Origin of the sequence: Limnohabitans sp. (assembly GCF_044361985.1) — a bacterium.
GTDB lineage: Bacteria > Pseudomonadota > Gammaproteobacteria > Burkholderiales > Burkholderiaceae_C > Limnohabitans_A.
This window is the reverse complement of the sequence record NZ_JBIKHV010000026.1, coordinates 15,560-29,260: the sequence shown is the minus strand read 5'-3', so window position 1 is coordinate 29,260 and position 13,701 is coordinate 15,560. Positions and strand designations below refer to the sequence as shown.

Here is a 13,701-nt window from a genome sequence, read left to right as displayed (position 1 = left end):
ATTTCGTGTGCGAAACGCTGGTCGGCGAACAAGCCCCCGTGGGGCCGGGCTTGTCGAGCCACAGCCGATTGGCGACAGCCTGGCAATATGCCTTGCAAACCCCCATTGGGCAAGCCGATCTGGAGCGTTTTTTGCGCGACGAATCCGATGGCTTTTTGTCCATCTGCCGCAGCCCTGACCCCAGCGTGCCGCCTGAGAGTCGCGTGGAGAGTGTGGCGGGCATCATCATGCAGACCCATCCCCCGGCCATGTGGGTGGCGTGCGATGTGCCCAGCCGAGTGGCTTTTGAACCGGTGCCCTTGGCCAGGGAGGCGATTCACGCTTGAGCGCGGTCGCGGTCGGGGTCGGGGTTGGGGTCGGCCCCCAGGTGCCGCACCACTTGTGCAATGCGCCAGCCCAATTGCAGTCCCTGCGCCAAGGCCAATTCGTTCAGGCCATTGACCACGCCGTTGTCCAGCCCGTCTTGTGCCTCGCCAATGCGGGCCGAGGTGTGTGCGTACAAAATGGCCAGCACACCCACCGCTTGCAACTCGTGCAGTGCCACTCTGCCGGCGTTGTCTTTGCCGCCGCCAGCATCGTTGAAGGCCACGGCAAAAGGCTTGTGGGTTTGCGCCGTCACGAAATGCGAGGCCGACAAACCGCCGTGTGAGCCCGACACAATCACCGTGCCCGCATGCGTGGCGTTGACCAGCGCAATCGAGTCCAGCAACACCAGGGCCCGTGTGCTCACCGCGTCTCCCTTTGCACATCTTGCTCAAAGCTGGCGTTTTGCAGCGGGTCGTTTTCGGCCATCCAGCCGCTGTAGACGGTTTTGAAATCGTGCACGATCTGCGCCAGCGGCATGTCGTCGAAAGTGCCGCGCTGGTTCACATACTCCATGTGCCGGTTGCCCGCTTTGTCAAACGGGTGGTAGATCGAGTCGTTCAGTCCGTCAAACGCCAAGGGCAGCAGCCCGAACTTGTCGCACAACTCGATGTTGAAAGCGGGCGTCGCCTTGACCCACTGCCCCCCCAGCCAGATGTCGGCATAGCCGTGCCAGATGAACACATCGGTCTGCATGGTCTGGCGCAAGCGTTCGGTGCTCAGGTGGTTGCGCACATCGGCGTAGCCCAGTCGGGCGTGCAGACCCGCAGCGCGGCAGACCGCCGCCATCAGCGCCGCTTTGGGCACGCACCAGCCCGAGCCCTGCGCCAGCACCGAACTGGCGCGCATGCCTTCGGGCGACAAATCGATGCGGTAGGGGTCGTAGCGAAACTGGTCGCGCACCGCCAGGTAGATCGACACGGCGCGTTCGCGGTCGTCACGGCCTTGCGCGTGCTGGCGGGCAAAGGCCAGCACGCCAGGGTGGTCGCTGTCGATCAGGGCGGTGGGGGCCAAAGTGGCGGCAGAGGGCAGGGTGTTCATGGCTTTCACTGTAGCCTGTGCGGCAGACCGGGCATGTCACGCTGGCTATAGTGGCCTTTTTGTGCCTGCTGAGGCATTGATCTGGAAGGGCTGTCATGTCGTCTGTGTTGCGTTTTGGGGCCGTGAGCGTGCACCTGGGCGCCCAATCGGGCAAATACCCCGATGGCAACCAGCTCATCGTGCAGGGCGCCGATGTGCGGGTGGCCTTTGACACGCCCGAGGTGGCCAACCGCATCGGCCCCGAGCTGGACACGGTGGACCTGGTCATCCTGGGCCATGTGCACGAAGACCACATGGCGGGTCTGCACCGCTTGCTTCATGCCCCGGTGCAGGTGCACGAAGCCGACCTGGCTGCCGCCCAGTCGTGGGATGGCATGTGCCAGCACTACGGCTACCCGCAAGACGTGCTCGACGCCATGCGGGTGATCGTGGAAAAAGACTTTCATTACCACCCGCGCCCTGATGCCACTGGCTACAGCGACGCTGCGCAATGGGACTTGGGGGGCGGCGTCACCGTGCGCGCCCACCACCTGCCGGGCCACACGGCAGGCCACTGCGCTTTGGTGGTGGAAAACGAAGGCCTGGCCTTCATTGGGGACATCGACCTGTCCGGTTTTGGCCCGTACTACGGCGACGCCACCTCCAGCCTGGCTGACTTTCGGCAAACCCTGAAAAAAGTGGCCGAGCTGGATGCCCGCATCTGGGTCACCTCGCACCACAAAGCGGTGCTCACCGATCGGGCCCAATTCGGGGCCGATTTGGCGCGCTTTGCCAGCAAGATCGACGAGCGCAGCGATAAGCTGCTGGGCTACCTGCAAACGCCGCACAGCCTGGACGAGCTGGTCCAGCGGCGCCTGCTTTACCCCGCAGGCTACGACGTGCCTTTTGTGCCCAGTGCCGAGCGCAACACCATTAAGATGCACCTGACCGAGTTGCTGGCGCAGAGGGAAATTTGCACATTGGAGCATGGCCGCTTTATGGCGGTTTGATGCCGTTTTATGACCCATTCACCCACCCCAAAAGGACACACAGGCATGACCCCCGAACAACTTTTGCAACACCATGATGAGGCCCGTTTGTGGGGGCAAACCCCAGGCACTGTGGGTGGGCCAGATGCTGCTGCGGCTTACCAAAAAGCGCTGGCCGTGCGCCAGTTGCGTCAACAACGTGGCGAAGTGCCAAAAGGTTACAAAATCGGTTTCACCAACCGAACGATCTGGCAGCGCTACGAGGTTTTCGGCCCCATGTGGGGCACGGTCTGGAACACCGGCCTGGTTTTTTGCGATGAGTCCGCGCCCGGCTTGGGCCAAGGCAGCATTGACCTGCGCCACACCTGCCAGCCCCGGCTGGAGCCTGAAATCGTATTTGGCATGCGCTCCACGCCCCCCGCTGACCCCAGCTTGCAGCAATTGTTCGAGGCCATTGACTGGCTCGCGCCAGGCTTTGAAGTTGTGCAGTCGCACGCCCTCGACTGGAAATTTACCGCCACCGACACCATGGCCGACAGTGGGCTGCATGCCCGGCTGCTGGTGGGATTGCGCCTGCCTGTGCGCAGCTTGGCCACCGATGCGCTGGCCCTCAATGAACTGCTGTCACAGGCCCAGGTCACGCTCTTCAAAAACGGCCAGGCCGTGGAGCAGGGCACAGGCGCTAATGTGCTCGACAGCCCGCTGAACGCCTTGAGCCACTTTTTGAAGGAGCTGCGCCAATGTCCCGGTGCCACCGATTTGCAAGCGGGTGATGTGGTCACCACCGGCACCTGGACCGATGCTTGGCCCCTGCAGGCAGGGGAAAGCTGGCGCGCCGAATTTTCAGCGCCTTTGGGCAGCCTGAATGCCCGCATGCTTTCAACGTAAAGGTCGCACGCCCCCACCCCTGCTGAGCCGCATCCCTTTACCCCCCTTCGGGGATTGGGGGGGAGCCATAAACCGCGAAAGCCAAAGCCAAAGCCGCCATGCCATCCGTATCCCCTCGCCGCCGCCGCGATGATTTTGAAGACAGCCGGGTGTACGAGTACCCGCAACACCTGCGCCAAGCCATCGAAGATGCCCCCACCGGCGCGGGCGTTTACACCTTCCATGGCCAGGCAGGTGACTTGCCGCTCTACATCGGCAAAAGCATCAACATCCGCGCCCGCTTGCTGTCGCACCTGCGCACGCAGGACGAAGCACGCATGCTGCGCCAGACCCAGCGCATCAGCCACATCCGCACGGCAGGTGAAATCGGGGCCCTGCTTTTAGAGGCCCAGATGATCAAGGCCCAGCACCCGCTGTTCAACCAAAAGCTGCGCCGCAACAAACAGCTGTGCAGCCTGCAAATGGTGGACGATGTGCCCGAAGTCGTCTATTCGAAAGACATCGACTTTGCGACCCAGCCCGACCTGTACGGCCTGTTTGCCAGCCGCCATGCCGCCCTCGATGCGTTGCGCGCCATTGCCGACCAGAACAAGCTGTGCTATGGCCCCTTGGGCCTCGAAAAAATGCCCCCCGGCAAGGCCTGTTTTCGGGCTGCTATTCGACAGTGTGCAGGCGTTTGCCGAGGTGACGAAACACCACACGACCACCGTGAGCGACTGTTCACCAGCCTGCTGGCCCTGCGCGTGGCGTGTTGGCCCTTTGGCGGGGCTGTCGGCCTGGTCGAGCGCGACCAAGACTTCACGCAAATCCATGTGGTCAACCACTGGTGCTATCTGGGCAGCGCCCCCACGGCCGACCAAGCCCGCCAACTCGGCAGCATGGCCGCTGGCTTTGACGCCGACGGCTACAAGATCTTGTGCCGACCATTGCTGACGCAAGGCGTGGAAGTGCTGGTTTTGTGAATTGGCGCGGCAAGCCCTGGGCGGTGCTTGCGCAGTGGCCCTGACGCCAAGGCGGGTATTCAAAAGGGCTGCGCCAAGCCACTGCTAGACTCACACCTCTAAAAAAATACCAACGCAGACATGTCCAACGATTCGCCCATCGACATCGTTTATTTGTGGGTTGACGGGAATGACTCCACCTGGCGTGCCAAACGTCAGGCAGCCCTGCACCAACTTGCCAGCGATTCCAGCGCCGCCATGGCCCGCTACAGCAATGTGGAGGGCCGCTTTCGCGACAACCATGAGTTGCGCTACAGCTTGCGTGCGTTGGAGAAGTTTTTCCCGGGTCACGGCCACGTTTACATCGTCACCGATGCCCAGGCCCCTGACTGGTTGCGATCTTCAGATCGGCTGACCTTGGTGGACCACCGCGAGCTGATGCCGGAAGCGTCTTTGCCCACCTTCGACTCGGGCCACATTGAGTCCTGGATTCACCACATCCCCGGTCTGTCGGAGCGCTACTTTTATTTCAACGACGACGTGTTTTTTGGGGCCCCCGTTCAACTAGACGACTGGTTTCACCCGGGTGGGTTTCATGTCACCTGGTCGGATGACCCCGAGGTCACGGATGAGGCCATGCGCATGGACGCCACATCGCTGGAAAACGCCTGCCGCCTGTCAATCCAGTGGCTCACCGAAAAAGCCCGCTTGGGCACCCCCGCAGTGCGCGAGCAAGACCCCTTGTACCAAAGCACTTTTCGCACCTTTGCCCATTCACCGAGGCCCATGCTGAAGTCGATCTTGCTGGAGCTGGAGGACACGGCGCCGGAGTTGTTTGCCGCTGTCAGATCGACGGTGTTTCGCAGCTGGGACAAGCCCACCATCGTGTCAGACTTTGTGCTGCGCTGGGCTTTGGCGCATGGGGTGGCCAGCATCCGCCCTTACCGCCACCGCTATGTCTCCACGGGGGAGACCGATCAAAACGAACAACTGCAAGGGCTGGTGGCTGAGTTCGGCGCGCTGGCGTTCTTTTGCATCAACGACACCACCGACGATGCGCAAACCAGTGATCCCCGCTTGCAAAACGTGCTGAACGTCTTGCAGTCCATCTTGCCCAAGCCCTCATGCTTTGAAAACCCAGCTGCTTTGGCGCTGGACCCTGCAATGCCCCAGCTTGAGACGCCTGCTTTTCAGGCCCGTTCCACCCAGGCCAATGCCCAGCACCCGACCAACGCAGCAGGGCTTCAGCAACGGGCTTGATTGCTCTGGCAAGCCATCAGCTCAATGGCTGGCGTGTGCGGGGCGAGGGGGGCTGGAGTGGCGTCATGGCGGCGCCTTGTGCGGGTCAGCTGAGCGAGTTCGCCACATGAACCGCTGAGCCACAAGCCAGCGTGAAGCCCAAAGCCCCTTGCCCGGCATTGAGGTAGAGGTTGCGGGGCCCGTTGGCCTGGCGACCGATGACAGGCAAGCCTGTTGGTGTGGCTGGGCGCATGCCTGCCCAGGGCTGGATGTCGGTGTAGCGAGAGCAATCTGGAAAAAGTGCTTGGGTGGCTTGCTGCAAAGTCTGAATCTGGCGGGCGTGCACGCTGGCGTCGTGTCCGACCAGTTCGACCATGCCGGCCGCACGAAGTCGCTGCCCCAGCCGTGCGAAGACAATCTTGCGTGCGCTGTCGGTGATGCTGACTTTGGGCGCGAAGCCCGTGCCATCGGTGGCCACCGTGATGCTGTAACCCTTGAGCGGATAAACCGGCAAGTGCACACCCACCGCGGCCGCCATGGCCGGTGCTGCATGGCCTGTGCACAGCACAAAGGCATCGGCAGACACCTCGTCACCGTTGTCCAGACGGACCGCCGTGACTTTGTCACCCGAGGTGACCCAGCGCTTGAATGCCTGCCCCATCAGCAAGTCAGCGCCCCGCGTGTTCAGAATCTGCGCCAAGGCATCGCAGACTTGCTTGCAATCTGCGGCGCACTCGCTTTCGGTATAAATCGCGCCCGCAAAGGCTTCTTGGTGGTGCACCAAAGCGGGCTCGATGGCGCAAGCTTCGGGGGCGCTCACCGCTTGTTGGGCGGCCCCCCCCAATTGCTTTTGCAGTGCCATTTGCTGGCGCGCAGCCGCAAACGAAGCGTTGGAGCGAAAGAGCACCAGCTTGCCCGATTGGGAAAAGTCGCACGTTATGTTTTCACGTTCGCGCATCGCGTCAAACACCTGTCGGCTTTGAGCGGCCAGGGCCAATAATTGGGAGGTGCTTGTTTGCGATTGTTGCGTGCTGCAGGCCCGCAAAAACTGCCAGACCCAAGCCCACTGACGGGGGTCCCACTGGGGCCTGATCTTGAGTGCCGAAGAGGGCGACAGCAGCAATTTGGGCAATTGGGCCCAAATGCCAGGATCTGCCAAAGGCTGCACGTAGGCATAGCTCAGCTGAGCGCCGTTGCCCCCGCTGGCACCCGCAGCGGGTGTTGCACGGTCAAGCACGGTGACCCTGTGACCCCGTTGCGTCAGCTCATAGGCGGTGGTCAGGCCGACGATGCCAGCACCCAGTACGCACACATGCATTGGCTTCCTTTGCGCAGTGAAATGCCCCTGTTGCCTGGGTCGACTCACCCATGGCCCTAGGGGCATCGATATGAGAGTCTACCCTGATGCCGTGCTGATTTATGGGGCAATCGGGCACAACTTGTGCTAAACACCAGGGTCTGGTTTTTTAACTTTTTAATGAGGCATCACATGAAGCGTCGCAATCTGTTTTGGGTCCTGGGTTTGGCGGCTGTAATAGCGGCGCCTGTGCAAGCACAGCAATTTTTCCGCATCGGCACGGGCGGCACTGCGGGCACTTATTACCCGGTGGGCGGCATGATCGCCAACGCGGTCAGCCAGCCCGGCAAGATCGTGGCCACGGCACAGGCAACCAACGGCTCAGTGGCCAACGTGAACGGCGTGGCAGGGGGTGCGATGGAGTCGGGCTTTTCGCAATCTGATGTGGCCACATGGGCCTATACCGGCACCGGCGTTTACGAAGGTAAGCCCAAAGTGTCCGACCTGCGCATGATCGCCAACCTGTACCCCGAGAGCATTCACCTGGTGGTCAAAAAAGGCTCAGGCATCAAGTCGGTGGCTGACCTCAAGGGCAAGCGCGTGGCGCTGGACGAGCCAGGCTCAGGGACCTTGGTCAATGCCCGCATCGTGCTGGCTGCTTATGGCGTGAAAGAAAGCGACATCAAGCCCGAGTACATCAAACCGAACCAGGCCGGTGACAAGCTCAAGGACGGGGCACTCGATGCCTTCTTCTTTGTGGGCGGTGCGCCAGCTGGTGCGATTGCCGAGCTGGCTTCGAGTGGCGCGGGCATCGAGCTGGTGTCCTTGGCAGGTCCGCAGGCCGAGGCTTTGCGCAAGACCAACCCCTATCTGGCGGTCGACACGATTGCCGCAGGCACCTACAAAGATGTGCCCGCTGTGCAGACCATGGCCATGGGCGCCCAATGGGTGACCAGTGCCAAGGCCGATACCGAAACCGTGTACCAGATCACCAAGGCCCTGTATGGCAAAGCCGCTCAGGACACACTGGCTGCAGGGCACGCCAAGGGCAAGTTCATCACCAAGGAAAACGCGGTCAAGGGCGTGGGCATTCCATTCCACCCAGGTGCCGAGAAGTTCTACAAAGAAGCCGGTTTGCTGAAGTGATTTTTTGGCACGGGGTGCTGCTGCACCCCGTGCCATGCATACAGAGGCTTTTGCGCCTCGGATTTTCAACAGGGCGCTTGGGCGCCTTGGATTTTTAACAGGGCGCTAATGCGCCATGGATTTTCAACAGGGCGCTAATGCGCCATGGATTTTCAACAGGGCGCTAATGCGCCCTGTGTTTTGAAGGACAGGTATGACCGAAGCCCGCGAGCGCGATAGGCGTGATTTGCAGGAACTTGAAGAAAAGTTTGACCCCGAAATGCGTTTCAGGCCCACGTTGCCACCCGCAACAGTGATCGTGAAATGGCTGCTGGTCATCCTGTCGGGCTTTCACTACTACACCGCAGGCTTCGGCCTGTTGCGAGAAACCACACACCGCGGTGTTCACCTGGCCTTTGTGCTGGGGCTGATTTTTTTGGTGTTTGCAGCTTTCAAGTCCGATGCAGACAGCACTGTTTCAAAAAGCCGTTTCAGCATTGGCGGTGTGCCGCTGGTGGACTGGCTTTTGGGCCTGGCTTGCGCCGCCAGCGTCATGTACATCCCGTATGTGTTTGACGATCTGGCCTTCCGGGTGGGCAACCCGGACACGATCGATGTGGTCATGGGCTCGGTCCTCTTCATCACTTTGCTGGAGGCCACGCGCCGCTCCATGGGCTGGCCTTTGCCCTTGATTGCGCTGGGGTTCACCGCCTACGCGCTGGCAGGGCCGTACTTTCCGGGCTTGCTCAAACACGCGGGCGCCAGTTGGAGCCAGATGATCAACCACCAGTACCTGACCAGTCAGGGCATCTACGGTGTGGCGGTTGGCGTGGTCGCCACCTACGTGTTTCACTTTGTACTGTTTGGCGTGTTGGCCACGCGCATTGGTTTGGGCCAGTTGTTCCTCGACATTGCCTCCACGGTGGCCGGGCGTTACGCCGGGGGTCCAGCCAAGGTCAGCGTGTTTGGCTCAGCCATGTTCGGCACGCTGAGCGGATCGTCGGTGGCCAATGCGGTCACGGTGGGCTCGCTCACCATCCCGGCCATGATCCGTGTCGGCTACCGCCGCGAGTTTGCTGGTGCGGTCGAGGCCGCGTCATCGACGGGCGGCCAGATCACGCCACCCGTGTTGGGTGCAGCCGCCTTTTTGATGGTCGAATTTTTGAATGTGTCTTATCAGACCATCATCGCGGCCGCCATTGTGCCTGCGTTCATGCATTTCTTTGGGGTCTTCATGCAGGTTCACTTCGAGGCCAAGCGCTACGGCTTGCGTGGCCTGACGGAAGAAGAAATGCCCAAGCTGCGTGAGTCATTTCAGCAGCGCTGGCCCACACTGATTCCTTTGGTTTTGCTGATCACGATTTTGGTGTCTGGCCGAACGCCTTATCTGGCCGCGTTCACTGGCATCACCTCTTGCATGATCGTGGGCCTGAGCACCTCGGTGCGGGGCAACCGCAGCGCCAACTGGGTCTTGCTGGTGGTGCTGCATGTGCTGCTGGCGCTGATTGCCTTTGTGGATTGGGGCAGTGAGGGCGAGACCATCAAGCTGGGCTTTCTGGCGGTGGGCATCGCGCTGGTTTGGGCCGGACAAAAGTGGTTGGGCGTTTTGGGGCGTATCGACAATGCCGTGCTGCTCGAAGCCTTTGAGACTGGGGCCAAATACGCGCTGGCAGTCGGTGCAGCCGCCGCCACCGTTGGCATTGTGATTGGTGTGGTCACCCTCACAGGGGTGGGCTTCAAGATCAGTTTCATCATCACGGGCTGGGCGCAAATCATCGCCGCTTTCATGATGGACTGGTTGCCTGCGTTCATGGCCGATGCCAAGTCCTTGACGCTGCTGGCCGCTTTGTTCATGACCGGCATTGTCTGCATCCTGATGGGCTGCGGCATTCCGACCACAGCCAACTACATCATCATGGTCACGGTGGCCGCACCGACCTTGGTGCAATTGGGTGTGGAACCCTTGGTGGCCCATTTCTTTGTCTTCTATTACGGCGTGCTGGCCGATATCACGCCGCCCGTGGCGCTGGCGGCTTACGCCGCAGCAGGTATGGCTGGCAGTGACCCGTTCAAGACCGGCAACATGGCCTTTCGATTGGGCTTGGCCAAAGTGCTGGTGCCTTTTGTGTTTGTGTTTTCACCTTCACTGCTGCTGGTGGCCAAAGGCTTCACCTGGGCGGACTTTGCGGTCACCTTCATTGGCTGTGTGCTGGGCATCGTGGCGCTTGCAGCGGCCCTCAGCGGTTACCTGATGGCCGAGATGAAGCGCTGGGAACGTGCGCTGTGTGCCATCGGGGCGCTTTGCCTGATTGCCCCGGGTCTGAAAATCAGTTTGCTGGGCTTGGCGCTGATGCTGCCAGTGCTGGTCAGCCAATGGACCGTGAGCAGGGCTTCACGCCACCCATCTTCAGCATGAGCTTGAAAACAAGGTGCTTTCGAGCGCCTTGTTTTGTCGGGCGTTTGTGGCACTAAACTCACGGCTTGTAGAGAATGCAGCTTTTTAACCAGGCCGGATGCGCCGTGCCGACGCCTTTTCCTGATTGCCCATGAAATTCAAAATGTCTGAAAAGTCGTTGTTTGCGACTTTGTTACGCGCCCCTTGGTGGGTCAGCTTTGTGGTGATGTTGGCCGTGGCCCTGGTCGCCGGTGCCTTGCTGCCCGATGCCTACAAAATAGCCGGCATGCTGGGTGCTTTTCCTTTTTTGGTGATCGGCATCATGGCGGCATGGCGGCAAAGAAACGCCATTTCGCCAGAGCGTATCCAGCAACTGGCTGACCAGGCCCGCAGCATGGGTTGGCGTGATTTTTCGATCCTGGTCGAAGAGGCTTTGCGCCAACAAGGCTTTGAAGTGAGTCGCCTGAGCAGTGGCCCGGCTGATTTCCAGATCGAAAAGAATGGCCGCATCACGCTGGTCAGCGCCAAACGCTGGAAGGCCGCCACCGTCGGTGCAGAGCACTTGCGCGAACTGCTGGCCGCCCGCGAAAGTCAGCAAGCGTTTTCGTGCACCTGCATGAGCTTGGGCACCTTTAGCCCATCCGCCATAGACCTGGCCAGCCAAAATCCCATCCAGTTACTCGGTCCTGCCAACATCGCGCAACTCATGCACGATGGCGCCAGCGCCCTGAACGCTTAAAACCCGGGCGCTTTTCTTTTTTGGGTATTCAAGGATTGATATGACACGACCTTTCCTGGACGAATCGTCCATTCATCCGGCCATTCGCCAACGCATTGCTGTGCATCACCTTGCAGTGATTCAGCAGGTACAAGCGGCCATCGCGCAACACCCTGTGGTGGTGGTGGGTTTGTCGGGCAATCCCTTTGTGGGCAAAGCCCGCAAGGCCTTGACCGCAGCCGGCGTGGCGCATGACTACCAAGAGTTTGGCAGCTACTTTTCACAGTGGCGTTTGCGCAATGCCCTGAAGATGTGGACCGGTTGGCCGACGTTTCCGATGGTGTTTGTCAAGGGCATGTTGGTTGGGGGTGCAGACGATTTGCAGCGCCTGATCGACAGCGGCGAACTCAAGACCTTGCTTCAGCCCTGAGTGACATGGCGACTCACGCAAAACCCGAGTTGTGGCGCACCGAGGTGGGTGATGCGGTGGCTGTGCTGAATATTCCAGGCGCATTGCAACGCCGTCGCACCTTTGACATCGATGTCAGCCTGGTGGTGCGCGTACCTGCCGAAAATGAAGAAGCCTGGCACGAGCTGACGCTGGAAGTCGATGGCCGGCGCCAGTGGAGCAGGCGCATCCAAAGCAACTGCCCCGGGCAAACCGACGGGCTGGATTACCACTGCCGCAGCGTGCTCGAGGCGGGTCCGGCCATGCGCATTCGCGCTGTGGCAGGCACGCACGGATCGGTGGTGCAGCGCCTGCTGATCGAGGCACGGGAAGACGCCTAGTCGCCTGGTTTGATTTCCCGGTGACGGCCAGCCACGCTTGTCATGTCATGGGGCCGTGGTGTTTTGAAACTCGCGCCACAACAGATACAGGCCACTGGCCACCACCACGCACGCCCCCAGCACCACAGCCAGGTCGGGCATCTGGCCAAAGACCAGCCAGCCAAACAAGCACATGTAAATGATCTGTTGGTACAAAAACGGGCCCAACACCGCGGCCGTGGCATAGCGGTGCGCCACGGCCACAAAGTAATGGCCAATGCCGCCGCACAATCCGGCCAGGGCCATGACGAACCACTCCAGGTGCGTGGCGGGCGTTTGCCATTGCCACAGGGCAAATGGCGTCAGCACCAGGGTGGCCACGACCGCTGAGGTCAGTTGGGTGGTGGCCGGGTTTTCGCTGCTGGCCAAGTAACGCGTCATCATGTTGAACAGGGCGTACAACACCGCGTTGAGCGCCGACAACAAAATGGCCGGATGAAAACCCTGGCTGCCGGGGCGAATGATGATCAGCACGCCTGCAAAGCCCACCGCGATGGCCACCCACCGCTTGGCGTCAAGGCGCTCGCCCAGCCACCAGGCCGACAGCAGGGCGATCAAAATGGGCACAGAAAATTGCATGGCGCCCGTTTCGGCCAACTGCAGGTACTGCAAGGCCCAGAAGTTCAAGGCTGTCATGGTGGCCAACATCAAGCCCCGCACCAACTGCAAGCCTGGGTGCCGCCAACGCACCAGGTCGCCTTGAATGGACGGGGCAAACACCGCGATGGACAACAGCGAGTGTGTCAAAAAGCGCATCCACACGACCTGCAGCACGGGCAAGCTGAGCACCAGCCATTTGGCCGATGCATCCAGCGTTGCGAACATCAGGGTGGTCACGGTCACCAGCGCAATGCCGATGCGGCGGTGTCGGGGGTTGTCGGTAAAAAGCTGGCTCATGGCAACGCGCTCAGGCCCTGTCTGCCAGGGCCTGAAAGGCGGTCAGCGTGGGCTGGGTGTTTCCAGTCCGCCCGTGTAAAAGCGGTTGAAAGTGGGCGAGATGATCAATTCGTTGATGCAGGTGCGCGCAGGCATTTGGGCCAGAAACAAAATGGCCTGCCCCATGTCTTCGGCTTGCACCATGCGCTCGCGTTGGGCTTGGGACGGGGGCACGGGGCGTTTGTCCAAAATGGGGGTGGCCACTTCGCCAGGCAACAAGGCGGTGGCCCGGATGCCGTGCGTGCATTCCTCCATGTTGATGGATTCGTTCAGGGCCAGCACGGCGCGTTTGGTGGCGTTGTAAGCCGGACCGGTGAGTTTGGAGGCATACAGACCCGCCCAGGAAGAAACGTTGATGATCAGGCCGCCTTGCTGCTGGCGCATGGTGGGCAAGACCGCGTGCACGCAATAAAACAAGCCGGACAGGTTGATGGCGACCACGTCGTCCCAGGCTTCAGGGGTGACCACGTCGAAATTGCGTTGTGTGGCGTTGGTGCCTGCGCTGGTGACCAAGATGTCGATGCGGCCATGTTGCGCCGTGATGTTTTGCGCCACCGCTTTCACGGCGTGTTTGTCCGCCACGTCCAGCAACACCGCTTCGGCGCTGCCCAATGTTTGCAGGGTGGCCAGGGCGCTGGCGTTGGTGGCTGCGTTGCGGCCCGAAATCACCACATGGACGCCAGCTTTGACCAGTTCGATCGCACCCGCCAGCCCGATGCCGCTGCCGCCCCCGGTGATCCAGGCGACTTGTCCGTTAAGTGCTTGGGTCATCAGATTGTCCTGTTCGTGAAGTGGGGGCATTTGGGCGCATTGAGCGGTCGGGCTGCCAAGCACACCATTAAATCAGCCTCGACCGTGATGGCTGCTGCCCAGGTGACAGCGGACTTCACACCATGCCAAGGCCAGATCAACCGGGTCACGCGTTTTCAAGACACTTACCCAACAAAACAGCCGTAAAAATT

The 13,701-nt window shown here is 60.8% G+C and carries 15 protein-coding genes; 10 read left to right on the top strand and 5 right to left on the bottom strand.

The features are described from left to right. On the top strand, positions 1 to 326 hold a 326-nt coding region (locus ACIQ3A_RS06795; protein WP_396430994.1), incomplete at its 5' end, for a hypothetical protein. Here ACIQ3A_RS06795 and ACIQ3A_RS06790 read toward each other — a convergent pair. Together ACIQ3A_RS06790 and ACIQ3A_RS06785 are read right to left on the bottom strand one after the other, a co-directional pair. After that, positions 317 to 730, bottom strand: coding sequence for a hypothetical protein (locus ACIQ3A_RS06790; RefSeq protein ID WP_396430993.1), 414 nt, complete (start codon positions 728 to 730; stop codon positions 317 to 319). The two genes, ACIQ3A_RS06795 and ACIQ3A_RS06790, sit on opposite strands and share 10 nt — an antisense overlap. Continuing rightward, positions 727 to 1,404 carry a transglutaminase family protein gene (locus tag ACIQ3A_RS06785; protein ID WP_396430992.1) on the bottom strand — a complete coding sequence of 226 codons (678 nt, stop codon included), beginning with the start codon at positions 1,402 to 1,404 and terminating at the stop codon, positions 727 to 729. Before ACIQ3A_RS06785 ends, ACIQ3A_RS06790 begins: the two co-directional genes overlap by 4 nt. A gap of 95 nt (positions 1,405 to 1,499) precedes the next feature. On the opposite strand from ACIQ3A_RS06785, the gene ACIQ3A_RS06780 reads away from it, so the two are divergent. The 4 genes from ACIQ3A_RS06780 to ACIQ3A_RS06765 all read left to right on the top strand — a co-directional run bounded on the left by ACIQ3A_RS06780 (position 1,500) and on the right by ACIQ3A_RS06765 (position 5,461). Then, a complete protein-coding gene (locus tag ACIQ3A_RS06780) occupies positions 1,500 to 2,393 on the top strand; it encodes an MBL fold metallo-hydrolase (protein WP_396430991.1) in 894 nt (297 codons plus the stop codon). Positions 2,394 to 2,438: 45 nt separating this feature from the next. Continuing rightward, positions 2,439 to 3,260 (top strand): 2-keto-4-pentenoate hydratase, encoded by an 822-nt coding sequence (locus ACIQ3A_RS06775; protein ID WP_396430990.1) that lies wholly within the window; start codon positions 2,439 to 2,441, stop codon positions 3,258 to 3,260. A gap of 98 nt (positions 3,261 to 3,358) precedes the next feature. Next, on the top strand, positions 3,359 to 4,222 hold the full coding sequence (gene cho / locus ACIQ3A_RS06770; RefSeq protein ID WP_396430989.1) for an excinuclease Cho: 864 nt from the start codon (positions 3,359 to 3,361) through the stop codon (positions 4,220 to 4,222). 120 nt (positions 4,223 to 4,342) lie between these two features. Beyond that, a complete protein-coding gene (locus ACIQ3A_RS06765; protein WP_396430988.1) occupies positions 4,343 to 5,461 on the top strand; it encodes a Stealth CR1 domain-containing protein in 1,119 nt (372 codons plus the stop codon). Between the two features lie 85 nt (positions 5,462 to 5,546). Here ACIQ3A_RS06765 and ACIQ3A_RS06760 read toward each other — a convergent pair whose 3' ends face one another. Then, the gene (locus ACIQ3A_RS06760) at positions 5,547 to 6,758 is read right to left on the bottom strand and encodes a D-amino acid dehydrogenase (protein WP_396430987.1); all 1,212 of its coding nucleotides are present in this window, start codon (positions 6,756 to 6,758) and stop codon (positions 5,547 to 5,549) included. A gap of 171 nt (positions 6,759 to 6,929) precedes the next feature. Here ACIQ3A_RS06760 and ACIQ3A_RS06755 point away from each other — a divergent pair, with 171 nt between their 5' ends. The 5 genes from ACIQ3A_RS06755 to ACIQ3A_RS06735 all read left to right on the top strand — a co-directional run bounded on the left by ACIQ3A_RS06755 (position 6,930) and on the right by ACIQ3A_RS06735 (position 11,764). Beyond that, entirely contained in the window at positions 6,930 to 7,883 is a 954-nt protein-coding gene (locus ACIQ3A_RS06755) for a TAXI family TRAP transporter solute-binding subunit (protein WP_396430986.1), read from the top strand. A gap of 193 nt (positions 7,884 to 8,076) precedes the next feature. Continuing rightward, on the top strand, positions 8,077 to 10,278 hold the full coding sequence (locus tag ACIQ3A_RS06750; protein ID WP_396430985.1) for a TRAP transporter permease: 2,202 nt from the start codon (positions 8,077 to 8,079) through the stop codon (positions 10,276 to 10,278). Positions 10,279 to 10,420: 142 nt separating this feature from the next. Next, positions 10,421 to 10,996 carry a restriction endonuclease gene (locus ACIQ3A_RS06745; protein ID WP_396430984.1) on the top strand — a complete coding sequence of 192 codons (576 nt, stop codon included), beginning with the start codon at positions 10,421 to 10,423 and terminating at the stop codon, positions 10,994 to 10,996. A gap of 40 nt (positions 10,997 to 11,036) precedes the next feature. Continuing rightward, entirely contained in the window at positions 11,037 to 11,405 is a 369-nt protein-coding gene (locus tag ACIQ3A_RS06740) for a glutaredoxin domain-containing protein (RefSeq protein WP_396430983.1), read from the top strand. Between the two features lie 5 nt (positions 11,406 to 11,410). Then, positions 11,411 to 11,764, top strand: coding sequence for a hypothetical protein (locus ACIQ3A_RS06735; protein ID WP_396430982.1), 354 nt, complete (start codon positions 11,411 to 11,413; stop codon positions 11,762 to 11,764). A gap of 45 nt (positions 11,765 to 11,809) precedes the next feature. Here the strand turns inward: ACIQ3A_RS06735 and ACIQ3A_RS06730 are convergent, their stop codons facing one another. Next, a complete protein-coding gene (locus tag ACIQ3A_RS06730) occupies positions 11,810 to 12,700 on the bottom strand; it encodes a DMT family transporter (protein WP_396430981.1) in 891 nt (296 codons plus the stop codon). Positions 12,701 to 12,742: 42 nt separating this feature from the next. Then, entirely contained in the window at positions 12,743 to 13,510 is a 768-nt protein-coding gene (locus ACIQ3A_RS06725) for an SDR family oxidoreductase (RefSeq protein WP_396430980.1), read from the bottom strand. Between the last annotated feature and the right edge of the window lie 191 nt (positions 13,511 to 13,701).